Origin of the sequence: Flavobacterium sp. PS2, from assembly GCF_046250155.1 — a bacterium.
Classification (GTDB): Bacteria; Bacteroidota; Bacteroidia; order Flavobacteriales; family Flavobacteriaceae; genus Flavobacterium.
The window spans coordinates 3126329-3150020 of sequence record NZ_CP176426.1 but is presented as its reverse complement, the minus strand read 5'-3'; the positions used below and the strand labels follow the sequence as shown (position 1 = coordinate 3150020).

Below are 23692 nucleotides of genomic sequence, written 5' to 3'. Positions count from 1 at the left end.
AGGTCTTATCCTTCGATAATCTATATTCAATCTAGGTTATACTATATTTGTTTTTCAGTATTAAACTCTACGTCTTTTAGGAGGACGACATCCGTTGTGAGGCATTGGAGTAACATCGATAATCTCAGTAACTTCAATTCCACCGTTATGAATAGAACGGATAGCAGACTCACGTCCGTTTCCTGGTCCTTTTACATAAACCTTAACTTTTTTAAGTCCTGCCTCAAGAGCTACTTTACTACAATCTTCTGCTGCCATTTGAGCTGCGTACGGAGTGTTCTTTTTAGAACCTCTGAAACCCATCTTACCAGCTGAAGACCAAGAAATAACTTCACCTTTCTTATTAGTCAAAGAAATGATAATGTTGTTGAAAGTGGCAGAAATATGAGCTTCACCCGTTGATTCAACGATAACTTTACGTTTTTTTGCAGTTGCTTTAGCCATATTACTTATTATTTAGTTGCTTTTTTCTTGTTAGCAACAGTTTTTCTTTTACCTTTTCTTGTTCTAGAGTTGTTTTTAGTTCTTTGCCCTCTTAACGGAAGACCAGTTCTATGACGGATACCTCTGTAACAACCAATATCCATTAAACGTTTGATGTTCAAAGAAACTTCAGAACGTAATTCTCCTTCAATTTTGAAAGCTGATACTGCCTCACGAATTGCTCCGATCTCTTCATCATTCCAATCTTGAACTTTTTTATCTTGGCTTACTTGAGCTTTCTCTAAAATCTCAATAGCTCTACTTCTTCCTAATCCAAAGATATAGGTAAGTGCTATAACACCTCTCTTATTTTTTGGGATATCTACCCCTGCTATTCTTGCCATAATTATCCTTGTCTTTGTTTAAATCTAGGATTCTTTTTGTTTATTACGTACAATCTCCCTTTTCTACGCACAATGATGCACTCGGGACTTCTCTTTTTTACTGATGCTCTAACTTTCATAGTGAATATCCTTTAATATCTATAAGTAATTCTTGCTTTTGACAAGTCGTAAGGGCTCATTTCTAGTTTCACTTTATCACCAGGTAATAATTTGATGTAATGCATACGCATTTTACCAGAAATATGAGCAATTACAATATGTCCATTTTCTAATTCTACACGGAACATCGCATTTGATAATGCTTCAATGATTGATCCGTCTTGTTCTATTGCTGATTGTTTTGCCATATAAAAATTAAGCTACTGCTTTTCTATTTTTACCAGTCTTCATTAAACCATCATAATGTTTGTTTAATAAATATGAGTTAATTTGTTGAATAGTATCTATCGCAACTCCAACCATAATTATTAACGAGGTACCTCCAAAAAACATTGCCCAAGATTGTTGTACATCCATAAAACTTACAACAATGGCTGGGAACACAGCAATCAAAGCAAGGAATAAAGATCCTGGGAAAGTTATTAAAGACATCACTTTATCAAGATAATCAGAAGTTTCAACTCCTGGTCTAACACCTGGAATAAAACCACCGCTTCTCTTTAAATCATCAGACATCTTGTTAGTAGGAACTGTAATTGCAGTATAAAAGAAAGTAAATACAACTATTAAAGTTGCAAATACAAAGTTATACCAGAATCCAAACATATTACTAAAAGCACCAACAATTGATTGTGATGTATCTGATTTTGATAATCCAGCTACAGCAGCAGGAATAAACATAATTGCTTGCGCAAAAATGATTGGCATAACCCCAGAAGCATTAAGCTTAAGTGGAATCCATTGTCTATTACCGCCCATCAAGTCTTGCTCATAATCTCCTGAAGTTGTACGACGAGCGTATTGAACTGGGATTTTACGTACTGCCATAATCAACAATACACAAGAAATAATAACTAATAACCAAATAATAATTTCGATAACTAATAACATTGGCCCTCCATTGTTATTGGTAACTCTGGTTGTAAATTCTTGAATAAAAGCTTGTGGAAAACGAGCTAATATACCAACCATAATCAACAATGAAATTCCATTTCCAATACCCTTATCTGTAATTTTTTCTCCTAACCACATGGCAAAAATTGTACCTGTAACTAAGATTATCACAGAAGAAAATAAAAACTCAAAAGAATTAAAACCTAGTAAGAATGCACTACTAGGTAATGTTCTATATAAATTATAGATGTAAGTTGGTCCTTGAACTAGTGTAATAACAATAGTTAACCAACGTGTTATCTGATTAATTTTTTTTCTACCGCTCTCTCCATCATTTTGAAGTTTTTGTAAATACGGAATCGCAATTCCCATTAACTGTACAACAATAGACGCAGAAATATAAGGCATAATACCTAAAGCAAAAACTGAAGCTTTAGAGAATGCACCTCCGGTGAACATGTCTAGAATAGATCCTAAACCATTTTTTGTTTGTCCCGCTAAACCAGTCAATTGCGTTGCATCAATTCCAGGAAGCGTAACGTGTGCTCCAAAACGATATACTAAAAGAAGTCCTAAAGTAATTAAGATTCTATTTTTTAGTTCTTCGATTTTCCAAACATTACTTATTGATTCAATAAATTTCTTCATACAATAGAAAAATTATATTGTTACAGCTTCTCCACCAGCAGCTTCAATAGCAGCTTTTGCAGTAGCAGTAAATTTGTGAGCAGTTACTTTTAATTTTGCTTTCAATTCTCCTCTACCTAAAATCTTAACGATCTCATTTTTGGTAGCTAGACGATTAGCTACATAAACTGTCATATCAACAGAATCTGTAATAATACCATTGTCTACTAATAATTGAAGCGTATCCAAATTTACACCTTCGTATTCTTTACGGTTGATGTTTGTGAAACCGAACTTAGGTACACGTCTTTGAAGTGGCATTTGCCCTCCTTCAAAACCAATCTTTTTAGAATAACCAGAACGAGATTTTGCTCCTTTGTGACCTCTTGCAGAAGTACCACCTTTTCCTGAACCTTCTCCTCTACCTAATCTTTTATTTTGATTGTGTGTTGACCCTTCAGCTGGTTGTAAGTTACTTAAATTCATAACAGTATTTGTTATTTAGCTTCTTCAACAGAAACTAAGTGTTTAACTTTGTTTATCATCCCAAGGATAGCAGGATTTGAATCATGCTCTACAACTTGTCCCATTTTACGTAGACCTAAAGCTTCCAAACCTCTCTTTTGAGAAAGAGGACAGTTGATTTTGCTTCTTACTTGTTTTACTAATAATTTAGCCATAATTTCCTTGAATTAACCTTTAAAAACTTTTTCTAAAGAAACACCTCTTTGTTTTGCAACAGTATAAGCGCTTCTCATTTGTAATAAAGCATCAAAAGTTGCTTTCACTACGTTATGAGGATTTGATGATCCTTGAGATTTAGATAATACATCGTGAATACCTACTGATTCAAGAACTGAACGAACAGCTCCACCAGCAATAACTCCTGTACCATGAGACGCAGGAATTAAGAATACACGGGCACCACCAAATTTACCTTTTTGTTCGTGAGGAACTGATTGTCCGTTCAAAGGAATTTTTACTAAATTTTTCTTAGCATCTTCTACTGCTTTCGCAATTGCTTCAGAAACGTCTTTAGATTTTCCTAATCCGTGACCAACTACTCCATTTTCATCACCTACAACTACAATAGCAGAAAAACCGAAAGCTCTACCACCTTTTGTAACTTTAGTAACACGATTAACACTTACCAGACGATCTTTAAGTTCAAGACCACTTGGTTTTACCAATTCTACATTTTTGTATTTAGACATAATATATTAGAATTTAAGTCCAGCCGCTCTTGCGCCTTCTGCTAATGATTTAATACGACCGTGATACAAATATCCACCTCTATCAAAAGTGATGGTATCAATCCCAGCTTTTAACGCTTTCTCTGCAACTAGTTTTCCAACAGCAGCAGCGATTTCAACGTTAGTACCTTTTCCTATTTCTTTTTCTCTTGAAGAGGCAGCTAATAAAGTAACTCCATTTACATCATCAATAATTTGAGCGTAAATTTCTTTGTTACTTCTAAATACAGATAGTCTTGGGTTAGTAGCAGTACCACTAATCGATTTTCTAATTCTGAATCTAATTCTCTGTCTTCTATCAGATTTTGTTAATGACATAATCTTATTTTTTAAGCTGATTTACCTGCTTTTCTTCTTAATACTTCACCTACAAATTTAACACCTTTTCCTTTATATGGCTCTGGCTTACGGAAACCTCTGATTTTCGCAGCAACCTGACCTAAAAGTTGTTTATCAATTGATGTTAATTTTACGATAGGGTTCTTACCTTTTTCAGATATTGTTTCTAAAACTACTTCAGGAGCAACTTCTAAAACAATATTGTGAGAATATCCAAGAGCTAAATCTAACTTTTGTCCTTGATTTGAAGCTCTATAACCAACTCCAACTAATTCTAAAGATTTAGTAAACCCTTCATTTACTCCAATAATCATATTATTGATTAATGATCTGTAAAGTCCGTGTTTTGCTCTGTGATCTTTGTGATCAGACGATCTATCTACTTGAACTTGATCGCCTTCAACCGTTACAGTTACATCCGAAAACTCCTGTGTAAGTTGACCATTTTTTCCTTTTACTGTAATAATACCGTCTTTAACTTCTACAGTTGTACCAGCAGGGATTACAATTGGATTTTTACCTATTCTTGACATCTTATATAGTCTTTATAATTAGTATACGTAACAAATTACTTCACCACCTACATTTAATTGCTTAGCTTGTTTTCCTGTCATCAAACCTTTTGACGTAGAAACAATAGCAATTCCTAATCCGTTAAGGATTCTAGGTAAATTAGAAGCACCTGCATATTTACGTAAACCTGGTTTACTAATTCTTTGGATATCTTTAATTACTGACTCTTTAGTATCTTTATCATACTTCAAAGCGATTTTGATTGAACCCTGAACAGCGTTGTCCTCAAATTTGTAACTCAAGATATAACCTTGATCGAATAAGATCTTAGTTATTTCTTTTTTTAGATTAGATGCTGGAATTTCAACAACTTTGTGGTTTGCAGCCACAGCGTTACGAACTCTAGTCAAATAATCTGCAATAGGATCTGTATACATATGTATTTGATTGCGATTATGGTTTTCGGGAGGCACTCGCCTCCCGAACCTTTAATCAATTAAAATTATTTTTTGGTTTGCAAAAGTAATAACTTATTGCGAGATTACCAAGACGCCTTTTTAACTCCAGGAATTAATCCATTATTAGCCATCTCACGGAAAGTTACACGTGAAATACCAAATTGACGAATATAACCTCTTGGTCTACCTGTTAATTTACAACGATTGTGTAAACGAACTGGTGAAGCATTTTTAGGTAATTTTTGTAAACCTTCAAAATCTCCAGCTTCTTTCAAAGCTTTTCTTTTCTCAGCATACTTAGCTACCGTTTTCTCTCTTTTCACCTCACGGGCTTTCATTGATTCTTTAGCCATGTCTTAATTCTTTTTAAAAGGTAATCCTAATTCAGCCAATAATGACTTTGCTTCCTTGTCTGTTTGAGCAGTAGTAACAAATGTAATATCCATTCCTGAAATTTTGTTTACTTTATCAATATCAATTTCAGGGAAAATGATTTGCTCTAAAACTCCAAGATTGTAATTACCTCTTCCGTCGAAACCAGTAGCTTTGATACCACTAAAATCTCTAACGCGCGGTAAAGCAGAAGTAATAAGTCTATCTAAAAACTCATACATTCTCTCACCACGTAAAGTAACTTTTGCTCCAATAGGCATCCCTTTTCTCAATTTGAAAGACGCAACGTCTTTCTTTGAAATTGTAGATACTGCTTTTTGTCCAGTGATCTTTGTTAACTCATCAACTGCATAGTCAATAAGTTTTTTATCAGATACAGCTGCACCAACTCCACGGCTCAAAACGATTTTTTCAAGTTTAGGAACTTGCATTACGTTTGTATATCCGAATTCTTCTTTAAGAGCAGAGATTACTCTACTCTTATATTCTTCTTTTAGTCTAGGTGTATATGCCATTACTATAGTACTTGATTAGATTTTTTTGAAAATCTTACTTTCTTATCTCCTTCTACTCTAATACCAACTCTAGTTGCTTCCTTAGTTTTAGGATCAATAAGAGAAATGTTAGATATTTGTATAGAAGCTTCTTTCTTAACGATACCACCTTGAGGGTTTTTAGCACTTGGTTTTGTATGTTTCGAAACCATGTTTACACCTTCAACTATCGCTTTATTTTTTTCACGGTATACTCGTAAAACTTTACCTTCTGATCCTTTATGGTCACCAGCAATTACTCTTACGATGTCTCCTGATTTTATTTTTAGCTTTATCATCTTAAAACGAATTAAAGCACTTCTGGTGCTAATGATACAATTTTCATGAATTGTTTTTCACGAAGTTCTCTTGCTACCGGACCAAAAACACGAGTTCCTCTCATTTCCCCTGCAGCGTTCAAAAGAACACATGCATTGTCATCGAAACGGATATAAGAACCATCAGCTCTTCTCACTTCTTTTTTGGTACGCACAACAACTGCAGTTGAAACAGCTCCTTTTTTCACGTTTCCGTTTGGAGTTGCATCTTTGATAGAAACTACAATCTTGTCACCAACAGAGGCATACCTTCTTTTGGTACCTCCTAAAACACGGATAGTTAAAACTTCTTTAGCTCCTGTGTTATCTGCTACTTTTAGTCTTGATTCTTGTTGTACCATAATTATTTAGCTCTTTCAATGATTTCAACTAATCTCCAACATTTTGATTTACTTAAAGGACGCGTTTCGCTAATTCTTACAGTATCTCCAATGTTACAGTCGTTTGTTTCGTCGTGTGCAACGTATTTCTTTGTTTTCAACACGAACTTACCGTATAATGGGTGTTTTACTTTTCTTACTTCAGCAACAACGATAGATTTCTCCATTTTGTTAGAAGTAACAACACCAATTCTTTCTTTTCTTAAATTTCTTTTTTCTTCCATCTTTCAGCAGAATACAATTATTGTAACTCTCTTTTAGTTAGCTCTGTAGCCAATCTTGCAACTGTTCTTCTTACACTTCTAATTTGAAGTGGGTTCTCAATTGGAGAAATAGCGTGGGCCATTTTTAGGTCAGCATATATCTTCTTAGTTTGACTAAGTTTTTCTTGCAACTCCGCTGCAGAAAGATCTTTTATTTCTGATTGTTTCATAATATAATATAAATTATGCTTCGAAATCTCTAGCAACGACGAATTTAGTTTTTACTGGAAGCTTTTGAGCTGCAAGACGTAACGCCTCTTTTGCAACTGACAAAGGAACTCCTCCAACTTCAAACATAATTCTTCCGGGTTTAACAACGGCAGCCCAATATTCAACGGCACCTTTACCTTTACCCATACGTACCTCAAGAGGCTTCTTAGTAATTGGTTTGTCTGGAAATATTTTGATCCATAATTGTCCTTCTCTCTTCATGAAACGAGTTGCAGCAATACGCGCAGCTTCGATTTGACGAGAAGTTAAGAACATTCCATCTTCATGTACAGATTTAATACCAAACATTCCATTAGAAAGTTCAAATCCTCTTTGAGAATTCCCTTTCATTTTACCTTTTTGTACCTTACGGTATTTTGTTCTTTTAGGCTGTAACATTTTTCTTTAGTTTAAAAATTTACTTTCTTTTACGAGCGTCTGGTTTTGAACCTTTATTAAAGTTAGATTTGCCACGAGGAGCATCTCCACCTTTACCACCACCAGCTTGTTTTTTATCCATTCCAGCAAGCGGAGAAAGATCTCTCTTCCCATAAACTTCACCTTTCATGATCCACACTTTTATCCCCATTCTACCGTAAGTAGTATGAGCTTCTGCAAGTGCATAATCAATATCAGCTCTGAAAGTTGATAGAGGAATTCTACCTTCTTTGAAACCTTCTGAACGTGCCATTTCAGCACCATTCAAACGACCAGAAATCAAAACTTTGATACCTTCAGCGTTCATACGCATAGAAGCAGCAATAGCCATTTTGATTGCACGTCTGTAAGAAATACGACTTTCTATTTGACGAGCGATGCTTGTCGCCACAAGATAAGCATCTAATTCAGGTCTTTTGATTTCAAAGATGTTAATTTGAACCTCTTTGTCTGTAATTTTCTTAAGTTCTTCTTTTAACTTGTCTACCTCTTGTCCACCTTTCCCAATAATAATACCAGGTCTTGCAGTAGTGATAGTAACGGTTACAAGTTTCAAAGTTCTCTCGATGATTACTTTTGATACACTAGCTTTTGATAAACGAGCGTGGATATACTTTCTGATTTTGTGATCTTCGGCAAGTTTATCACCGTAATCATTTCCACCATACCAGTTTGAGTCCCACCCTCTGATGATACCAAGTCTATTTCCAATTGGATTTGTCTTTTGTCCCATGCTGTTTAAGAATTGCTTTGTGTGTTATTGATAGCTCCAAGCACGATTGTTACGTGGTTAGAACGTTTTCTTATTCTGTGTGCACGACCTTGAGGTGCTGGACGAAGTCTTTTCAACATCATTCCACCATCTACTCTGATCTCTTTAACAAATAATCCAGCTTCTTCTAAATTACCTTCACTATTTTTTTGCTCCCAGTTATTGATTGCAGATAATAATAGTTTTTCTAATTTTCTTGAAGCTTCTTTAGAACTAAATCTTAAGATGTTAAGTGCTCTTTCTACCTTCTGACCTCTTACCAAGTCCGCTACTAAGCGCATTTTTCTAGGTGAAGTAGGGCAGTTATTCAATTTTGCGAAAGCAATAGACTTATTAGCCTCTTTTCTCGCATCTGCTGTTTCTCTTTTACGAACTCCCATTGCTTCTTATTTTTTACCTTTATTTTTTGCTCCAGCATGACCTCTAAAAGATCTAGTTGGTGAAAATTCTCCTAATTTGTGACCTACCATGTTTTCTGTTACGTAAACTGGTACAAATTGACGACCGTTATGAACTGCGATAGTTTGTCCAACGAAATCTGGAGTAATCATTGAAGCTCTAGACCAAGTCTTTACAACTGCATTTTTACCACTTTCTACGTTTTCCTGAACTTTCTTGTCTAACTTATAATGAACGAAAGGTCCTTTTTTTAATGAACGTGCCATATCTTATTATTTCTTTCTACGTTCTACGATATACTTGTTACTCGGGTTTTTCTTAGAACGAGTTCTATAACCTTTAGCTGGTATTCCATTTCTTGAACGTGGATGTCCACCAGAAGAACGTCCTTCTCCACCACCCATTGGGTGATCAACAGGGTTCATTGCAACAGGTCTTGTTCTAGGTCTTCTTCCTAACCATCTTGTTCTACCTGCTTTACCAGATACAACTAATTGGTGGTCTGAATTAGAAACTGCTCCAATTGTAGCTGCACAAGTTAACAAAATTAATCTTGTTTCACCTGATGGCATTTTAATTGTAGCATATTTTCCATCTCTTGCCATTAATTGAGCAAATGTTCCAGCAGAACGAGCGATTACAGCTCCTTGTCCTGGTCTCAATTCGATACAAGAAATAACAGTTCCTAAAGGAATTCTGCTTAAAGGCAATGTGTTACCAATTTCTGGTTGAGATTCCGGTCCAGAAACTAATTTCTGACCAACTTTCAATCCATTTTGAGCGATAACATAAGTTTTCTCTCCATCAGCATAAGCTAATAAAGCGATAAATGCAGTACGATTTGGATCATATTCGATTGATTTCACTGTAGCTGGAATTCCTTCTTTTGTACGTTTGAAATCAATAATACGATATCTCTGCTTGTGACCACCACCCGTATAACGCATGGTCATCTTTCCTTGACTATTTCTACCTCCAGAGTTTTTTATCGGCGCTATCAAAGAGCGTTCCGGCTTATCAGTTGTAATGGCGTCATAACCATTCACAACTCTAAATCGCTGACCTGGGGTAATAGGTTTTAATTTTCTTACTGACATTTTTCTATCTTAGATATTGTTGTAAAAATCAATTGTTTCTCCTTCTTGTACTTGAACAATTGCTTTTTTGATTGCATTTGTCTTTCCGCTGATCAAACCACTTTTTGTGTATTTTGTAGTTCTATCCGGTCTTACATTCATTGTGTTAACACTCAAAATAGTTACCCCATAAGCAGCTTCAACAGCTTTCTTAATCTGAACTTTATTTGCTTTTTTGTCAACAACAAAACCGAAGCGATTCAAAACTTCACTTTCCTTGGTTACTTTTTCAGTTACTATAGGTCTAATTATGATACTCATATTCCTATTATTTGCTTAAATTTTCTTCAATTACCTCTAAAGAGCTCTCTAAAAGCACTAAATTATTAGCGTTTAAAATAGCGTAAGTACTTAATTCATAGCTACTTACAACACTAGAAGCCTTTAAATTGCGTGACGACAAATATACATTTTTATTCGACTCTCCCAACACAAATAAAGATTTTTTATTTTCTAACCCTAAAGCTTTCAAAACATTAATGAAATTTTTAGTGTTTGGTGTTTCAAAATTAAAGTCTTCTAAAACAACAATACTTGCTTCTTTTGCTTTAATTGAGAAAGCAGATTTTCTTGCCAATCTCTTTAAGTTTTTATTCAATTTGAATGAATAACTTCTTGGTCTTGGTCCGAAAACTGTTCCACCACCTTTAAACAAAGGGTTTTTAATACTACCCGCACGAGCAGTACCAGTTCCTTTTTGTTTTTTAATCTTACGTGTACTTCCCGCTACTTCAGCTCTTTCTTTAGCTTTGTGAGTACCTTGTCTTTGATTAGCTAAATATTGCTTAACATCAAGATATACAGCGTGATTATTTGGTTCAATTGCGAATACTGAATCAGAAAGTTGAACTTTTCTACCAGTATCTTTTCCGTTGAAATCTAATACTTTTACTTCCATTACTTCTGAATGATTACATAAGAGTTGTTATGACCAGGAACACATCCTTTAATAACTAGTAAGTTCTTTTCAGCAACTACTTTTAAAACTCTAAGGTTTTGAACTTTTACATTGTCTCCTCCCATTCTTCCAGCCATACGCATTCCTTTGAATACTCTAGATGGATAAGAAGAAGCTCCCACAGAACCTGGCGCTCTTAAACGGTTGTGTTGACCGTGAGTTGCTTGACCAACACCACCAAAACCGTGACGTTTTACAACCCCTTGAAAACCTTTACCTTTAGACACACCTTGTACATCTACAAATTCTCCTTCAGAAAAAATAGAAACATCAATAAGATCTCCTAATTTTTGCTCTGTTGCGAAATCTTGGAATTCAACGACTTTTTTCTTAGCTACAGTTCCAGCTTTCTTAAAGTGACCTAAAGCCGCTTTTGTGGAATGTTTCTCGTTTTTGTCATCGAAACCTAGTTGCAACGCTTCATACCCGTCAACACCTTTGGTTCTGACTTGGGTAACAACACATGGACCAGCTTCGATTACTGTACAAGGAATATTTTTCCCGTTTTCATCAAAAATACTTGTCATGCCGATTTTTCTACCAATTAACCCAGACATAAATATTAATTATTAATTATTAAATATAAATATAGAACGCAGCTTTTAAACCGAATCCTATTTTTTAAGAGGTGCAAAAGTATAACTTATTTACACACAAACCAAAAAAAATATTTTTCGCCTAAAAGCAGCGTCCTTTTTTACTCTTGAACTACTTAAACTTTGATCTCAACCTCTACTCCACTTGGCAATTCAAGTTTCATTAGAGCATCAATAGTTTTAGATGAAGATGAATAAATGTCAATTAATCTCTTATATGACATTACTTCGAATTGCTCTCTTGCTTTTTTGTTAACGTGCGGAGAACGTAGTACAGTGAAAAGTTTTTTATGTGTTGGCAACGGAATTGGACCTGTTACAACAGCACCGGTACTCTTAACTGTTTTTACAATCTTTTCAGCAGATTTATCTACCAACATGTGATCGTAAGATTTTAGTTTTATTCTGATTTTTTGACTCATTTTCTTAAAGATTAAGCGTTTCCTTTTGCTTTTTTGATAACTGCTTCTGAAATATTAGAAGGTGTTTCAGCGTAGTGTGAAAATTCCATTGTAGATGTTGCTCTACCAGATGAAAGTGTTCTCAATGTTGTTACATAACCAAACATCTCTGATAAAGGCACATCAGCCTTGATAGTTTTAGCACCATTTCTATCACCCATGTCATTAACCTGACCTCTACGACGGTTGATATCACCTACGATATCCCCCATGTTTTCTTCTGGTGTAATAACTTCCATTTTCATGATTGGCTCAAGAATGATTGCCCCAGCAGCTTTAGCCACCTCTCTATACCCCATTCTAGCTGCTAACTCAAAAGAAAGCGCATCTGAATCGACAGGGTGGAAAGATCCGTCAGTTAAAGTCACTTTTAAACTATCTACTTGGTATCCTGCTAAAGGACCAGTTTTCATAGCTTCACGGAAACCTTTTTCTACAGATGGAATATATTCCTTAGGAACGTTACCACCTTTTACAGCATTAATAAATTGCAATCCTACAGGAACTTTACCATCAACTTCGTCAGCTGGCTCAAGCGTAAATACGATATCACCGAATTTACCACGACCTCCTGATTGTTTTTTGTAAGTCTCTCTATGTGTTGCACTTCTTGTAAACGCTTCTTTATACTCAACTTGAGGCTCACCTTGGTTCACTTCAACTTTAAATTCACGTTTCATACGATCTACCAAGATATCTAAGTGAAGCTCACCCATACCAGATATAATAGTTTGCCCTGAAGCCTCATCAGTTCTAACTGTAAATGTCGGATCCTCTTCAGCTAATTTCGCCAAAGCCATACCCATTTTATCTACGTCAGCCTTAGTTTTAGGCTCAATCGCAATACCAATTACTGGCGCAGGGAATTTCATTGACTCAAGAATAATTGGGTGTTTTTCATCACACATAGTATCCCCAGTCTTGATATCCTTAAACCCAACTGCAGCTCCAATATCCCCAGCTTCGATATAATCGATAGGATTTTGTTTATTAGCATGCATTTGATAAATACGAGAAATTCTTTCTTTATTTCCAGAACGCGTATTCAAAATATATGAACCTGCATCCAAACGACCTGAATAAGCACGGAAGAAAGCTAAACGACCCACGAATGGATCCGTAGCAATTTTAAATGCTAAAGCAGCGAATGGCTCTTTTACATCTGGACGACGAAGAATTTTCGTTTGATCTTCCTCTAATAAATCAGCATCATCAGGATGAATTCCTTCAATACCTTCTTTATCCATTGGAGATGGTAAATACTTACATACAGCATCTAACATAAACTGAACTCCTTTATTTTTGAAAGAAGAACCAGCAAGCATAGGAATGATTGCCATATCTATAGTAGCTGCCCTTAAAGCTTTGTTGATTTCTTCCTCAGTAATTGAGTCTTCATCTTCCATAAACTTCTCTAATAAATTCTCATCGTAGTCAGCAACAGCCTCAATAAGTATCGATCTAAATTCTTTTACCTCTGCAAGCATATCCTCAGGGATAGGCACAATATCAAAAGTAGCCCCTAAAGTTTCATCATGCCAAATAATAGCTTGATTTTTAACTAAATCAACCACACCTTTGAAATCATTCTCTTCACCAATTGGTAAAGTGATCGCAACTGCATTAGATTTCAACATATCTCTAACTTGTTGACATACATTCAAAAAGTTAGAACCTTGTCTATCCATTTTATTAACGAATCCCATACGAGGAACTCTATATTGATCAGCAAGTCTCCAGTTAGTTTCTGATTGAGGCTCAACACCATCAACAGCACTAAACAAGAAAACCAACCCATCAAGTACACGTAAAGAACGATTTACCTCTACAGTAAAATCAACGTGTCCTGGAGTATCAATAATATTAAAGTGATAAGACAATGTTTCTGGTAAAACTTTACCTTGCTCTGTTGGAAAATTCCACTCACAAGTAGTAGCCGCAGAAGTAATTGTAATACCTCTTTCTGCTTCTTGCTCCATCCAGTCCATTGTAGAAGCACCATTATGCACCTCACCAATTTTATGTGTTTTACCAGTATAAAAAAGAATACGCTCTGTTGTTGTTGTTTTACCAGCATCAATATGAGCAGCAATCCCTATATTTCTTGTATATTTTAAATCTCTAGCCATTTCTTATGAATTAAAATCTAAAGTGAGAGAATGCTTTATTTGCTTCAGCCATTTTATGAGTATCCATTCTCTTTTTAACAGCAGCACCTTCTTCTTTAGCCGCAGCTAAACATTCTGAAGCTAACCTTTGAGCCATAGATTTTTCATTTCTTCTTCTAGAATAAAGTATTAACCACTTCATTGCCATAGAAATCTTACGATCTGGTCTGATTTGCATTGGAATTTGGAATGTAGCTCCACCAACTCTACGACTACGTACTTCTACGTGAGGCATAACATTAGTTAAAGCATCTTTCCAGATTTCTAATGATGATTTTTCTGAATCTTGCTTTTTAGATTCGATGATGTCAATTGCATCATAAAATACTTTAAAAGCTGTAGATTTCTTACCGTCCCACATTAAGTTATTCACAAAACGCGTTACCAATTGGTCATTAAACCTCGGATCTGGTAAAAGTGGTCTTTTCTTTGCCGCTCTTTTTCTCATGTCTTTTTTTTAAAAGTTTAAATTACTTTTTTGCTTCTTTTGGGCGTTTAGCACCGTACTTAGATCTTCTTTGCGTTCTTCCTGCAACCCCTGACGTGTCAAGCGCTCCACGAACGATATGATATCTAACACCTGGTAAATCTTTTACCCTTCCGCCTCTAACTAATACTATCGAGTGCTCTTGTAAATTGTGTCCTTCTCCAGGGATGTAAGCATTTACTTCATTACCATTTGTCAAACGTACACGCGCAACTTTACGCATTGCAGAGTTTGGTTTTTTTGGTGTAGTAGTGTAAACACGCGTACAAACCCCTCTTCTTTGAGGACAAGAATCTAAAGCAACCGATTTACTCTTCTTAGTTATCTGAGTTCTTCCTGTTCTTACTAATTGTTGAATTGTTGGCATAATTAATACTAAAAATTTATTATGTATATTAAATTCCCGCTTTTTACGGGGTTGCAAATGTATAAAATATTTTTCACTATACAAACGTTAATGCATTAATTTTCAATAACATTATTTAACCTTATGATTTTTATCCCAAAGATTAGATATTTGCATTACTTTTAATAAAACACTTTTAAAATTGAAAACACTCCTGTCTTTATTACTAATAACCTCTCTAAGTTTACAATGCTATGCACAGCATTTTGAATTAAAAATAAACGGAGCTAACAATTTTGAAAACAAAACTATCGACTCCATCCCCTATCTAAAAAAACACAAAACAACAAAGTCACTAACTGATGAAATAGAATTATTCTCAAAAAATCTAACATCAAAAGGTTTTATTGACAATCAAATAATCACAAATAACCGCATAAACGACAGCACCTTTATAATAAAATTTAACCTAAAAGAAAAAATAAACTCCATACACATATATGTAGACAAAGAAAACCCCATTCTTAACAACATATTTCCAAACACCATAAACAACATAATAACCATTCGGTACGAAGAGATTGAATCTCTTTTAAACAAAAAAATAAACCAACTTGAACATTTAGGGTACGCATTTACAAAACTAAAACTCACAAATATTCAACGAAAGAAAAATACCCTTTACGCAGACATTTCTATTAAGAATGAAAAGAAGAGAGAAATAAACTCGATTGTACTAAACTACACACAAAGCAACCAATCAAACATTTTTCCAAAAGGACACTTAAAACAGATTAAAAAAAAATATACTGGAAAAACATTCAACCAAGAAACTACCACAGAAATCTACAATGATTTTGAAAAATTCACTTTTGTAAAACAAAGCAAATTTCCTGAAATTTTATTCTCAAACGACTCAACCAAAATCTATATATATATCGAAAAAAGAAAATCCAACACTTTTGACGGCTACATAGGTTTTTCTAATGACGAAAACAAAAAAATAACTCTTAATGGATATCTTGACATAAACCTTGAAAACACCCTACATAGTGGAGAACAATTTTCTCTATACTGGAAAAGCGATGGAAACAAACAAACAACTTTCAAAAGCAAAATCGAAATACCTTACCTATTCAAAACACCAACAAGCTTAAAAGCTGAATTAGAGATTTTTAAACAAGACAGTATTTTTCAGAACACAAAAACCGCTATCGCTTTAGGATATTACATAAAATACAATTCCCACCTATATATAGGGTACCAATCAACCGAATCGAGCGACATTCAAAACACAAACAGCGCACTAATTCAAGACTACAAAAACCACTTTACAACGGCTACATTTGAATACAAAAAAACAACTCCTGAAAATTTCATCTTCCCAACCAAAACCAATATTAACATAACTGCAGGTCTCGGAAAAAGAACAAACACAAACAACACAACTAAAGATTCAGAAGAGAACAAACAACATTATGCCAATATTGACTTAATTAACATTTTTTATATAAATATTAAAAATAGTTTTTACATAAGAAGTAAAAATTACTACCTCTGGAGCAACACATATCTAACAAATGAACTATATCGATTTGGTGGAATTAACTCTATAAGAGGTTTTGCTGAAAACAGCCTACAAGCCAATAATACCAATTTACTAATAACCGAATATCGCTACCAACCAACACCAAACTTGTACCTACACACCATTGCAGACTACGGTCTTTACCAAGACAAAACTACACCCGAGAACAAAAAAAAATTAAATAACTTAATCGGCATCGGAATAGGCCTAGGTATTTTAACAAGAAACGGACTGCTACAAATAACTCTTGCAAACGGAAGCACTAGTGAAGATCGAATAAAATTTTACAATAGCATACTTAATATCCAATATAATGTTAAATTCTAAAAATACCCCTGCATTAATTACAAATAACAAAAATCAACCTATAATAATGCCTGAAAAATTACACATATCTCAATATTATAACATTTTTAATGAAATATATAATAATGTTAAATTTTAACTGAAACCAAAAAAAAAGTTTTATTTATTAGGAAAGTTAACAAATTATTAAGATTTTTGGCAGACTAATTCAAAATATTTTAAAATGAAACTAAAGTTCAATGGATTCTTAGTACTACTATTAGTACTAATGGCGCAACTAACTTTTGCGCAAGAGAGAGTTGTTTCAGGTATTGTTTCGGATAATACAGGCATGCCCTTACCAGGTGTGAGTGTATTAGTTAAAGGAACAAAAAGCGGAACACAAACTGATTTTGACGGTAAATACTCCATCAAAGCATCACCAAGTCAAATATTAGTATTTAGCTACATTGGGATGAAAACTCAAGAAATTGTAGCTAGTTCACCATCTGTGAGCGCAAAATTATCAAGTTCATCAGTAGAACTTGAGGGTGTAGTAGTTACTGCATTAGGGATTAAAAGAGAAAAAAAATCTCTTGGTTATTCTGCTCAATCAGTAACAGCCGAACAAGTAAGCACTGTACCTACTGGAAACTTCGTAAACAACTTATCAGGAAAAGTTGCTGGTCTTAGCGTAACACAAGGAACAAACTTTGGAGGATCTACAAACGTAGTTCTTAGAGGATTTAAATCTATCCTTGGAGACAACCAAGCTTTATTTGTAGTTGATGGAGTACCAATTTTGAACAGCAACGTCAACTCATTAGACCAAAAAAGTGGTAGAGGTGGTTACGATTATGGAAATGCTGCATCAGACATTAACCCAAATAACATCGCCGACATTAACGTACTAAAAGGAGCTGCAGCAACTGCCCTTTATGGATCTAGAGCTCAAAATGGAGCTATCATTATTACTACTAAAAAAGGGAAAGCTAGAAACGACTTATCTGTTGAATTCTCTTCTTCTTACACTATGTCTACTGTAGACAAAAAAACCTTCCCTAAATACCAAACTGAATACGGTCAAGGATATTATGGAGAAGATAGTTTTACATCATATTTAGGAGCAAACATGCCAGCATTTGGAGAAGATGCTTCTTATGGTCCTAAATACACTGGTGAAGATGTTTGGCAATATGACGCATTCATCCCTGGTTCAGCAAATTTCGGCAAAAAGACTCCTTGGACGGCTGCCAAAAACGGTCCTATTGAATTCTTCGAAACTGGAACATCAACTGTAAATAACATATCGTTAAGTGGTGGTTCAGATAAAGCGACTTACAGATTAACATACGCAAACACAAATAGTACTGACGTATTACCAAATTCATTGCTAAGCAAAAACAACTTTAACGGTACTGCTACGTATAAATTTAGTGATAAGTTAAGTTCAACATTCAATGCAACTTACGTATCTCAAAACACAAGAAACAGAAACTCAACTGGATACGGTGGTAACCAAATAGCTGGTTTTAGACAATGGTGGCCTACAAATGTTGACATCAAAGAGCAAAAAGCACTTTATGAAATGGGAGACCAGAATTATACTTGGAACATTAGAAGTAGAACTGACCTTAGACCTGCATTCTGGGACAACCCATATTTCCAAAGATACCAGAATTACAACAACGATAGCAGAAAGAGATTTGCTGCAAATGCAAGCATAAGCTATGACGTATCTAAAAGCATTAATTTAATGGGTAGAATGGGTACTGATGGTTTCAACATGAAAACTGAAGATAGAATCGCTGTAGGTTCATACCCAACTGCTCTTGGATTAAACACAGTGAATCAACCATCTGGTTACCTATTAAACATTTATGATTTTAGCGAACAAAATTATGATTTCTTAGCAACCTACAAAAAGGACTTAGCTGAAGACTTAAACTTAAACTTTATTTTAGGATCTAATTTTAACGTTCAAAATAACTTCTCTGAAGAGCAATCAACATCAGGAGGATTGTATATCCCAGGATTATACACTATTTCTAATTCAAGATCTGCTATAACATTACCTAGAACAATCAAAACAAGAAAAGAAATCCTTGGTTTATTTGCACAAGCAACATTAGGCTATAAAGGAACTTATTACTTAGAAGGTTCGGTAAGAAGAGACGAATCATCAGCTTTACCTGTAGATAATAACGCATATTGGTATTCTGCAATATCAGGAAGTGTTGTGTTCTCAAATTGGTTAAAAGATATTGAGTTCATCAATTTTGGTAAATTTAGAGCTGCTTATGCACAAGTAGGTTCTGACACACAAGCAAATACACTTATAAACACGTATACTGCAAGAAATCCATTTGGTACACCTTCTTATTCTTATAATACTACTGCAAAAAATGCAAACTTAAAACCACAACAATTAGATAATATCGAATTAGGTTTAAACATGCAATTTGCAGATAACAGACTAGGATTTGACGTTGCTTGGTTCCAAAACAAAGCTTATGACCAAATTTTACCTTTACCAGTATCAACAGCTACCGGTTCTCCATTCAACAATCTAAACGCAGGAACCTTAACAACAAAAGGATTCGAGGTATCTCTTAATGCCACTCCTATTAAAACAGCAAATTTTTCTTGGGATGTTAATATTAACTGGGCGAACCCAAACACCAAAGTTACAGAGTTAGCTCCAGGCATTGAAAACATTCAGATCAACTCTTTACAAGGTGGTATTAGTATCAACGCACCTCTTAATAAAGACTATGGATCAATTTGGGGAACTACTTATGTACTTGACCAATCAGGTAATAGAATTATAGCTGACAATGGAGCTTATTTAGTATCTACGACTACTGATAATGAACTAGGAACATACCAAGCTGATTGGACAGGTGGTATTAACAACAGATTTACTTTCAAAAACGTTTCTTTTAGCTTCTTAATAGATGTAAAAAAGGGCGGAAGTCTATTCTCACTTGACCAATATTACGGATACGGAACAGGTATTTATGAAAATTCCGTTGGAAATAATGACTTAGGAAACCCTATTAGAAACCCAAAAACTAATGGAGCAGATAGTGGTGGTGAAGTTCTAAAAGGTGTTATGGCAAATCCTGCTTATGTACCTGGAAATGGGCAACCACAATATGTAACAAATACAACAAGATTAGACAGATCACAATCTAGTCAAGTTTTAAGCACTGACCCTCCTACAGCTCAATTTGTTTACGATGCAGGTTTTGTAAAATTAAGAGAGGTAGTATTTACATACAATTTCCCAACAAGTTTATTAGGAAATTCTATAAAAGGAGCTTCATTTAGCTTAATAGGAAACAATCTATGGATAATAGATAAAAGCGTACCTTATTCTGATCCAGAAGCAGGATTATCTTCTGGTAATACTCAAGGATACCAATCAGGTCCTATGCCGTCAACAAGAAATATTTCTTTTAACGTCAAACTTAATTTTTAAAAAAAATGAAAATGAAAAAAATCATAGCAATACTAACTATAGGTCTGTCAATGACAGCTTGTGTTAGTGACGACATAAACACAGACCCTAATAGTGCCTACACTACCGTTCCTGGATCTCTTATTAATTACGCTCAAAAAGAATTAAGTGATTACATAAGCACTCCTAACGTAAATGAAAATAATTTCAGACTAACAATGCAGTATTGGCAAGAAGCAATATATGTAAACGAAAGTAATTACGACTTTACTAACAGAAATGTTTCTAATCAAATTTACACAGATAACTATGTAAATGTACTGAACAACTTAGGCAAAGCAAAAGAACTAATCAATGCTTACGTACCTACTATATCTGAAGCTCCAGCATGGCCAAAAAACAAAAAGAATCAACTAGCTATAATTGACATTATGCAGGTATACACATACCAGCTTTTAGTTGATACTTTTGGTAATATTCCTTATACTCAAGCTGCAAACCTTATTGCTTATCCATTACCAGCATATGATGACGCATCTACAATTTATAAAGATTTAATTACTAGAATCAATACCGACATAACAAATTTAGATGTTAGCGCAACAGGCTTTCCTACTTTTACAGAAGGTGATAAATATTATGGTGGAAGAATTGCAAAATGGATAATTTTCGCTAACTCAATAAAATTAAAACTTGGTATTGCCATAGCTGACGAAAACCCTGCATTAGCTCAAACTACAGCCCTTTCAGCAATAGCTGCTGGCGTAATGACATCTACTGCTGACAATTGTCAATTTCAATACCTAGCTGCATCTCCAAATTTCAACCCGATATACGAAAACGTGGTTGCAAGTGGTAGAGATGATTTCTTTGCTGCTAAACCATTAATTGACTATATGAATACATCGAATGACCCTAGAATAGGTAAATACTATCAAAAGACTGAAGATGGTACTTATGTAGGTCAAGTAGTTGGACAAGGTGGAGCTTTTGATGCATTTTCACATATTGGCACATTTGCTTCCACTCCAGCAACTCCTGGAATATTATTAAACTATACTGAAGTTGCTTTCTATATTGCTGAAGCAAATGCTAGATGGACTTCACCAGCAGCAGCAGCGCCTTATTATGACGCAGCAGTTACAACTTCAATCTTAGAGTGGGGCGGTACAGCAGCTGAAGCCACAGCTTATCTTGCATCAAAACCATACGATGCTGCTAATTGGAAACAATCTATTGGTGAACAAGCTTGGGTTGCTATGTTTAATCAGGCGTTAACTTCTTGGAATTTCTACAGAAGATTAGACTATCCTGTTTTAGCAGCACCTCCTACTGCTATTACTAATGCAGGCGGTAAGGTTCCAGTAAGAATGACATACCCAGTACTTGAACAACAAGTTAATAACACAAACTGGAAAGCAGCTTCTGATGCTATCGGTGGAGATTTATTAACAACAAAACTTTTCTGGGATAAATTCTAATTTTTCATCTTAGTTATCATAATTAAGCCACTCTGTTCGTTCAGAGTGGTTTTTTTTTATATGAACATAATAACTATATTTGCCGTATGGAAAAAGAACATCAAATATTCGGAATTAGAGCCATCATAGAGGCAATACAATCAGGAAAAGAAGTCGACAAGGTCTTCATACAAAAAGAAATATCAGGTGAACTGATGAAAGATTTAATGAAAGTGATGAAACGCGCCAACATAAATTTTTCATATGTTCCTGTTGAAAAGCTAAACAGATTAACCCCTAATAATCACCAAGGTGCAGTAGCAACTATATCACCAATTGGATTTATTGAATTAGAACATTTAGTAGACTCAACTATTGCATCAGGATGCACTCCCTTATTTTTAATTTTAGACCAAATATCTGACGCACGCAATTTTGGTGCCATTATCAGAACTGCAGAGTGCACTGGTGTAAACGGAATCATCGTTCAAAAATCAGGTTCAGCTCCAGTTAATGGAGATACTGTTAAAACATCAGCTGGAGCGGTATTTAATGTACCTATTTGCAAAGTAGAACACATAAAAGACGCTATTTTTTATCTACAAGGTTCAGGCATAAAAACTGTAGCTGCAACCGAGAAAACCGATCAAAACATTTATGACGTTTCATTAAATGAAGCTGTCGCTATAATAATGGGATCTGAGGATAGAGGTATCAATCCATCGGTATTAAAAATAGTTGATGAAAAAGCAAAACTCCCAATGTTTGGTACGATAGGATCATTAAACGTTTCTGTTGCTTGTGGAGCTTTTTTATATGAGGCAGTCCGTCAAAGAAAATAAAACAAACTCATAAGATTAGAAGGTAAATAAATGATTTTAAATAATTCTTTATGCATTCCAATTCTATTCGTAATGTTCCAATAAAAAAAGTCTTATTTATACTTGTAATGTTTCTAATTACAAGTATAAGTCATGGACAAACTTCTACGTACAATCAATTCTGGAGCGAAATTCAATTCAACAGAACTATAAATGAAAGATGGTCTCTTGAACTAAATCTTGACAATACTTATAGTAGCACAGAATCTTCTTCTCAAATTTTCCACACAAACACCCAGAAAGCTTTTAGAACTTGGGGACACTACTACTTAAGTCCTCGGTGGAAACTATCTAGCTTCTTAGCCTATTATGACAACAAAGATGTTCCAGAAATAGGACAATTTAAATCTCCTGAATGGAGGTTTGCATTACAAGGCACTTACTATTTTCATAAAATAGGATATACTCTCAGCACAAGAATGAGAATAGAACTCCGATACATAAGAGATGAAAACGGTAGTTATCAAGATATATATAGGTATCGTCAACAAATCAAATACTTAAAACCAATAAATAGTAAAGTACTCCGTGAAGGTGTAGTTTACGCTATAGTTTCTGATGAATTATTCTTTAAATCAGATGCAAAAATTACTGGGTTAAGTTTTTTTGACCGCAATAGATTAAACCTTGGTGCAGGATATTTATTTACAGACGACATACAAATAGAATTAAGCTATGCCAATGAGTATCTCCCAAGAGACACAGATTCGCAAATAATAAATGCAGCTTCTGTAACACTAACTTTTAATAATATTTTCAAAAATAATAGTAAAAAGACACTTCAAAAATCAAATCAATAACACTCCTGTTACAGACAAAACAATTTAATAACATTGCTTTTATAGAATACCAAAACACATGTATTCTAGGTTAAATTTCACAATTTAAAGTCAAAAAAACTATATCGTAAAAGGTCTACAGCCCCTATTATCTATACTTTTTTCGAATGTTTCAAGAAAAAAAAGCATTTATTAACCCATAATTTAACAACAAAAATTACTTTTATTTTTTTCTTTTATTCTGCTCAAAAAAAACAAAAAACAAAAAAAAACCAACCAAAAAAATTA

At 34.5% G+C, this 23692-nt stretch carries 34 protein-coding genes; 5 read left to right on the top strand and 29 right to left on the bottom strand.

The genetic code is table 11. The features are described 5' to 3' along the window. Positions 1–60 precede the first annotated feature (60 nt). From rpsK to rpsL, 29 genes are all read right to left on the bottom strand, one after another. On the bottom strand, positions 61–444 hold the full coding sequence (gene rpsK, locus ACJ6WR_RS13675; RefSeq protein ID WP_007803677.1) for a 30S ribosomal protein S11: 384 nt from the start codon (positions 442–444) through the stop codon (positions 61–63). Positions 445–452: 8 nt separating this feature from the next. Next, positions 453–827 carry a 30S ribosomal protein S13 gene (gene rpsM / locus ACJ6WR_RS13670; RefSeq protein WP_409415514.1) on the bottom strand — a complete coding sequence of 125 codons (375 nt, stop codon included), beginning with the start codon at positions 825–827 and terminating at the stop codon, positions 453–455. Between the two features lie 2 nt (positions 828–829). Continuing rightward, entirely contained in the window at positions 830–946 is a 117-nt protein-coding gene (gene ykgO / locus ACJ6WR_RS13665) for a type B 50S ribosomal protein L36 (RefSeq protein ID WP_072945378.1), read from the bottom strand. A gap of 12 nt (positions 947–958) precedes the next feature. Then, complete coding sequence (gene infA, locus ACJ6WR_RS13660; protein ID WP_007136545.1) at positions 959–1174, bottom strand: translation initiation factor IF-1; 216 nt, start codon at positions 1172–1174, stop codon at positions 959–961. 7 nt (positions 1175–1181) lie between these two features. Then, entirely contained in the window at positions 1182–2528 is a 1347-nt protein-coding gene (secY, locus tag ACJ6WR_RS13655; protein WP_035619626.1) for a preprotein translocase subunit SecY, read from the bottom strand. A 12-nt stretch (positions 2529–2540) separates the two neighbouring features. Then, positions 2541–2993, bottom strand: a complete 453-nt coding sequence (gene rplO / locus ACJ6WR_RS13650; RefSeq protein ID WP_039111735.1) for a 50S ribosomal protein L15 — start codon at positions 2991–2993, stop codon at positions 2541–2543. 11 nt (positions 2994–3004) lie between these two features. Continuing rightward, on the bottom strand, positions 3005–3187 hold the full coding sequence (gene rpmD, locus ACJ6WR_RS13645; RefSeq protein ID WP_017495010.1) for a 50S ribosomal protein L30: 183 nt from the start codon (positions 3185–3187) through the stop codon (positions 3005–3007). A gap of 12 nt (positions 3188–3199) precedes the next feature. Beyond that, complete coding sequence (rpsE, locus tag ACJ6WR_RS13640; protein ID WP_085950271.1) at positions 3200–3724, bottom strand: 30S ribosomal protein S5; 525 nt, start codon at positions 3722–3724, stop codon at positions 3200–3202. 3 nt (positions 3725–3727) lie between these two features. After that, complete coding sequence (gene rplR / locus ACJ6WR_RS13635) at positions 3728–4078, bottom strand: 50S ribosomal protein L18 (RefSeq protein ID WP_039111736.1); 351 nt, start codon at positions 4076–4078, stop codon at positions 3728–3730. Between the two features lie 11 nt (positions 4079–4089). Further along, a complete protein-coding gene (gene rplF, locus ACJ6WR_RS13630) occupies positions 4090–4632 on the bottom strand; it encodes a 50S ribosomal protein L6 (RefSeq protein WP_039111737.1) in 543 nt (180 codons plus the stop codon). 18 nt (positions 4633–4650) lie between these two features. Further along, positions 4651–5049, bottom strand: a complete 399-nt coding sequence (gene rpsH, locus ACJ6WR_RS13625; protein WP_035619634.1) for a 30S ribosomal protein S8 — start codon at positions 5047–5049, stop codon at positions 4651–4653. 104 nt (positions 5050–5153) lie between these two features. Next, positions 5154–5423, bottom strand: a complete 270-nt coding sequence (rpsN, locus tag ACJ6WR_RS13620; protein WP_007803655.1) for a 30S ribosomal protein S14 — start codon at positions 5421–5423, stop codon at positions 5154–5156. Between the two features lie 3 nt (positions 5424–5426). Next, positions 5427–5978: a 50S ribosomal protein L5 gene (gene rplE, locus ACJ6WR_RS13615; RefSeq protein WP_035619635.1), complete on the bottom strand. Its 552-nt coding sequence runs from the start codon at positions 5976–5978 to the stop codon at positions 5427–5429. Positions 5979–5980: 2 nt separating this feature from the next. Next, on the bottom strand, positions 5981–6295 hold the full coding sequence (rplX, locus tag ACJ6WR_RS13610; RefSeq protein ID WP_035619636.1) for a 50S ribosomal protein L24: 315 nt from the start codon (positions 6293–6295) through the stop codon (positions 5981–5983). Between the two features lie 11 nt (positions 6296–6306). Next, entirely contained in the window at positions 6307–6675 is a 369-nt protein-coding gene (gene rplN, locus ACJ6WR_RS13605) for a 50S ribosomal protein L14 (protein WP_007803649.1), read from the bottom strand. Between the two features lie 2 nt (positions 6676–6677). Further along, positions 6678–6938 carry a 30S ribosomal protein S17 gene (gene rpsQ, locus ACJ6WR_RS13600; protein WP_035619637.1) on the bottom strand — a complete coding sequence of 87 codons (261 nt, stop codon included), beginning with the start codon at positions 6936–6938 and terminating at the stop codon, positions 6678–6680. A gap of 17 nt (positions 6939–6955) precedes the next feature. Next, positions 6956–7147 (bottom strand): 50S ribosomal protein L29, encoded by a 192-nt coding sequence (gene rpmC / locus ACJ6WR_RS13595; RefSeq protein ID WP_007803639.1) that lies wholly within the window; start codon positions 7145–7147, stop codon positions 6956–6958. Positions 7148–7160: 13 nt separating this feature from the next. Further along, positions 7161–7586, bottom strand: a complete 426-nt coding sequence (gene rplP / locus ACJ6WR_RS13590; protein ID WP_039111738.1) for a 50S ribosomal protein L16 — start codon at positions 7584–7586, stop codon at positions 7161–7163. Positions 7587–7605: 19 nt separating this feature from the next. Next, complete coding sequence (gene rpsC, locus ACJ6WR_RS13585) at positions 7606–8358, bottom strand: 30S ribosomal protein S3 (RefSeq protein WP_035619639.1); 753 nt, start codon at positions 8356–8358, stop codon at positions 7606–7608. 5 nt (positions 8359–8363) lie between these two features. Beyond that, complete coding sequence (gene rplV, locus ACJ6WR_RS13580) at positions 8364–8777, bottom strand: 50S ribosomal protein L22 (RefSeq protein ID WP_007803631.1); 414 nt, start codon at positions 8775–8777, stop codon at positions 8364–8366. Between the two features lie 6 nt (positions 8778–8783). Continuing rightward, positions 8784–9062, bottom strand: a complete 279-nt coding sequence (rpsS, locus tag ACJ6WR_RS13575) for a 30S ribosomal protein S19 (protein WP_008464288.1) — start codon at positions 9060–9062, stop codon at positions 8784–8786. Positions 9063–9068: 6 nt separating this feature from the next. Beyond that, entirely contained in the window at positions 9069–9893 is an 825-nt protein-coding gene (gene rplB / locus ACJ6WR_RS13570; RefSeq protein ID WP_035619640.1) for a 50S ribosomal protein L2, read from the bottom strand. A 9-nt stretch (positions 9894–9902) separates the two neighbouring features. Further along, the gene (gene rplW / locus ACJ6WR_RS13565) at positions 9903–10193 is read right to left on the bottom strand and encodes a 50S ribosomal protein L23 (RefSeq protein WP_039111739.1); all 291 of its coding nucleotides are present in this window, start codon (positions 10191–10193) and stop codon (positions 9903–9905) included. 7 nt (positions 10194–10200) lie between these two features. Further along, the gene (gene rplD, locus ACJ6WR_RS13560; RefSeq protein WP_039111740.1) at positions 10201–10830 is read right to left on the bottom strand and encodes a 50S ribosomal protein L4; all 630 of its coding nucleotides are present in this window, start codon (positions 10828–10830) and stop codon (positions 10201–10203) included. Next, complete coding sequence (gene rplC / locus ACJ6WR_RS13555; RefSeq protein WP_035619642.1) at positions 10830–11447, bottom strand: 50S ribosomal protein L3; 618 nt, start codon at positions 11445–11447, stop codon at positions 10830–10832. The genes rplD and rplC overlap by 1 nt, the downstream gene beginning before the upstream one ends. 155 nt (positions 11448–11602) lie before the next feature. After that, positions 11603–11908: a 30S ribosomal protein S10 gene (rpsJ, locus tag ACJ6WR_RS13550; RefSeq protein ID WP_011963470.1), complete on the bottom strand. Its 306-nt coding sequence runs from the start codon at positions 11906–11908 to the stop codon at positions 11603–11605. An 11-nt stretch (positions 11909–11919) separates the two neighbouring features. Further along, positions 11920–14076 (bottom strand): elongation factor G, encoded by a 2157-nt coding sequence (gene fusA, locus ACJ6WR_RS13545; RefSeq protein WP_086893628.1) that lies wholly within the window; start codon positions 14074–14076, stop codon positions 11920–11922. A gap of 10 nt (positions 14077–14086) precedes the next feature. Then, positions 14087–14563: a 30S ribosomal protein S7 gene (gene rpsG, locus ACJ6WR_RS13540; protein ID WP_007803600.1), complete on the bottom strand. Its 477-nt coding sequence runs from the start codon at positions 14561–14563 to the stop codon at positions 14087–14089. Positions 14564–14585: 22 nt separating this feature from the next. Further along, positions 14586–14969, bottom strand: a complete 384-nt coding sequence (rpsL, locus tag ACJ6WR_RS13535) for a 30S ribosomal protein S12 (RefSeq protein WP_007136570.1) — start codon at positions 14967–14969, stop codon at positions 14586–14588. A 181-nt stretch (positions 14970–15150) separates the two neighbouring features. On the opposite strand from rpsL, the gene ACJ6WR_RS13530 reads away from it, so the two are divergent. The 5 genes from ACJ6WR_RS13530 (at position 15151) to ACJ6WR_RS13510 (ending at position 23425) form a co-directional block, all read left to right on the top strand. Next, a complete protein-coding gene (locus ACJ6WR_RS13530; RefSeq protein WP_409415513.1) occupies positions 15151–16863 on the top strand; it encodes a ShlB/FhaC/HecB family hemolysin secretion/activation protein in 1713 nt (570 codons plus the stop codon). A gap of 202 nt (positions 16864–17065) precedes the next feature. Further along, positions 17066–20305: a SusC/RagA family TonB-linked outer membrane protein gene (locus ACJ6WR_RS13525; RefSeq protein WP_039111743.1), complete on the top strand. Its 3240-nt coding sequence runs from the start codon at positions 17066–17068 to the stop codon at positions 20303–20305. 11 nt (positions 20306–20316) lie between these two features. Continuing rightward, positions 20317–21765, top strand: coding sequence for a SusD/RagB family nutrient-binding outer membrane lipoprotein (locus tag ACJ6WR_RS13520; protein ID WP_039111919.1), 1449 nt, complete (start codon positions 20317–20319; stop codon positions 21763–21765). A gap of 86 nt (positions 21766–21851) precedes the next feature. Then, the gene (gene rlmB, locus ACJ6WR_RS13515) at positions 21852–22586 is read left to right on the top strand and encodes a 23S rRNA (guanosine(2251)-2'-O)-methyltransferase RlmB (RefSeq protein WP_039117296.1); all 735 of its coding nucleotides are present in this window, start codon (positions 21852–21854) and stop codon (positions 22584–22586) included. Positions 22587–22636: 50 nt separating this feature from the next. Further along, the gene (locus ACJ6WR_RS13510; protein ID WP_409415512.1) at positions 22637–23425 is read left to right on the top strand and encodes a DUF2490 domain-containing protein; all 789 of its coding nucleotides are present in this window, start codon (positions 22637–22639) and stop codon (positions 23423–23425) included. Positions 23426–23692: the final 267 nt, after the last annotated feature.

Bases quoted from the DNA above. Each gene is read 5' to 3' on its own strand.
- rpsK (WP_007803677.1), bottom strand. From the start codon at position 444: ATGGCTAAAGCAACTGCAAAAAAACGTAAAGTTATCGTTGAATCAACG.
- rpsM (WP_409415514.1), bottom strand. From the start codon at position 827: ATGGCAAGAATAGCAGGGGTAGATATCCCAAAAAATAAGAGAGGTGTT.
- ykgO (WP_072945378.1), bottom strand. From the start codon at position 946: ATGAAAGTTAGAGCATCAGTAAAAAAGAGAAGTCCCGAGTGCATCATT.
- infA (WP_007136545.1), bottom strand. From the start codon at position 1,174: ATGGCAAAACAATCAGCAATAGAACAAGACGGATCAATCATTGAAGCA.
- secY (WP_035619626.1), bottom strand. From the start codon at position 2,528: ATGAAGAAATTTATTGAATCAATAAGTAATGTTTGGAAAATCGAAGAA.
- rplO (WP_039111735.1), bottom strand. From the start codon at position 2,993: ATGAATTTAAGTAACTTACAACCAGCTGAAGGGTCAACACACAATCAA.
- rpmD (WP_017495010.1), bottom strand. From the start codon at position 3,187: ATGGCTAAATTATTAGTAAAACAAGTAAGAAGCAAAATCAACTGTCCT.
- rplR (WP_039111736.1), bottom strand. From the start codon at position 4,078: ATGTCATTAACAAAATCTGATAGAAGACAGAGAATTAGATTCAGAATT.
- rplF (WP_039111737.1), bottom strand. From the start codon at position 4,632: ATGTCAAGAATAGGTAAAAATCCAATTGTAATCCCTGCTGGTACAACT.
- rpsH (WP_035619634.1), bottom strand. From the start codon at position 5,049: ATGTATACAGATCCTATTGCAGATTATTTGACTAGAGTTCGTAACGCT.
- rpsN (WP_007803655.1), bottom strand. From the start codon at position 5,423: ATGGCTAAAGAATCAATGAAAGCCCGTGAGGTGAAAAGAGAGAAAACG.
- rplE (WP_035619635.1), bottom strand. From the start codon at position 5,978: ATGGCATATACACCTAGACTAAAAGAAGAATATAAGAGTAGAGTAATC.
- rplX (WP_035619636.1), bottom strand. From the start codon at position 6,295: ATGATAAAGCTAAAAATAAAATCAGGAGACATCGTAAGAGTAATTGCT.
- rplN (WP_007803649.1), bottom strand. From the start codon at position 6,675: ATGGTACAACAAGAATCAAGACTAAAAGTAGCAGATAACACAGGAGCT.
- rpsQ (WP_035619637.1), bottom strand. From the start codon at position 6,938: ATGGAAGAAAAAAGAAATTTAAGAAAAGAAAGAATTGGTGTTGTTACT.
- rpmC (WP_007803639.1), bottom strand. From the start codon at position 7,147: ATGAAACAATCAGAAATAAAAGATCTTTCTGCAGCGGAGTTGCAAGAA.
- rplP (WP_039111738.1), bottom strand. From the start codon at position 7,586: ATGTTACAGCCTAAAAGAACAAAATACCGTAAGGTACAAAAAGGTAAA.
- rpsC (WP_035619639.1), bottom strand. From the start codon at position 8,358: ATGGGACAAAAGACAAATCCAATTGGAAATAGACTTGGTATCATCAGA.
- rplV (WP_007803631.1), bottom strand. From the start codon at position 8,777: ATGGGAGTTCGTAAAAGAGAAACAGCAGATGCGAGAAAAGAGGCTAAT.
- rpsS (WP_008464288.1), bottom strand. From the start codon at position 9,062: ATGGCACGTTCATTAAAAAAAGGACCTTTCGTTCATTATAAGTTAGAC.
- rplB (WP_035619640.1), bottom strand. From the start codon at position 9,893: ATGTCAGTAAGAAAATTAAAACCTATTACCCCAGGTCAGCGATTTAGA.
- rplW (WP_039111739.1), bottom strand. From the start codon at position 10,193: ATGAGTATCATAATTAGACCTATAGTAACTGAAAAAGTAACCAAGGAA.
- rplD (WP_039111740.1), bottom strand. From the start codon at position 10,830: ATGGAAGTAAAAGTATTAGATTTCAACGGAAAAGATACTGGTAGAAAA.
- rplC (WP_035619642.1), bottom strand. From the start codon at position 11,447: ATGTCTGGGTTAATTGGTAGAAAAATCGGCATGACAAGTATTTTTGAT.
- rpsJ (WP_011963470.1), bottom strand. From the start codon at position 11,908: ATGAGTCAAAAAATCAGAATAAAACTAAAATCTTACGATCACATGTTG.
- fusA (WP_086893628.1), bottom strand. From the start codon at position 14,076: ATGGCTAGAGATTTAAAATATACAAGAAATATAGGGATTGCTGCTCAT.
- rpsG (WP_007803600.1), bottom strand. From the start codon at position 14,563: ATGAGAAAAAGAGCGGCAAAGAAAAGACCACTTTTACCAGATCCGAGG.
- rpsL (WP_007136570.1), bottom strand. From the start codon at position 14,969: ATGCCAACAATTCAACAATTAGTAAGAACAGGAAGAACTCAGATAACT.
- ACJ6WR_RS13525 (WP_039111743.1), top strand. From the start codon at position 17,066: ATGAAACTAAAGTTCAATGGATTCTTAGTACTACTATTAGTACTAATG.
- ACJ6WR_RS13520 (WP_039111919.1), top strand. From the start codon at position 20,317: ATGAAAAAAATCATAGCAATACTAACTATAGGTCTGTCAATGACAGCT.
- rlmB (WP_039117296.1), top strand. From the start codon at position 21,852: ATGGAAAAAGAACATCAAATATTCGGAATTAGAGCCATCATAGAGGCA.
- ACJ6WR_RS13510 (WP_409415512.1), top strand. From the start codon at position 22,637: ATGCATTCCAATTCTATTCGTAATGTTCCAATAAAAAAAGTCTTATTT.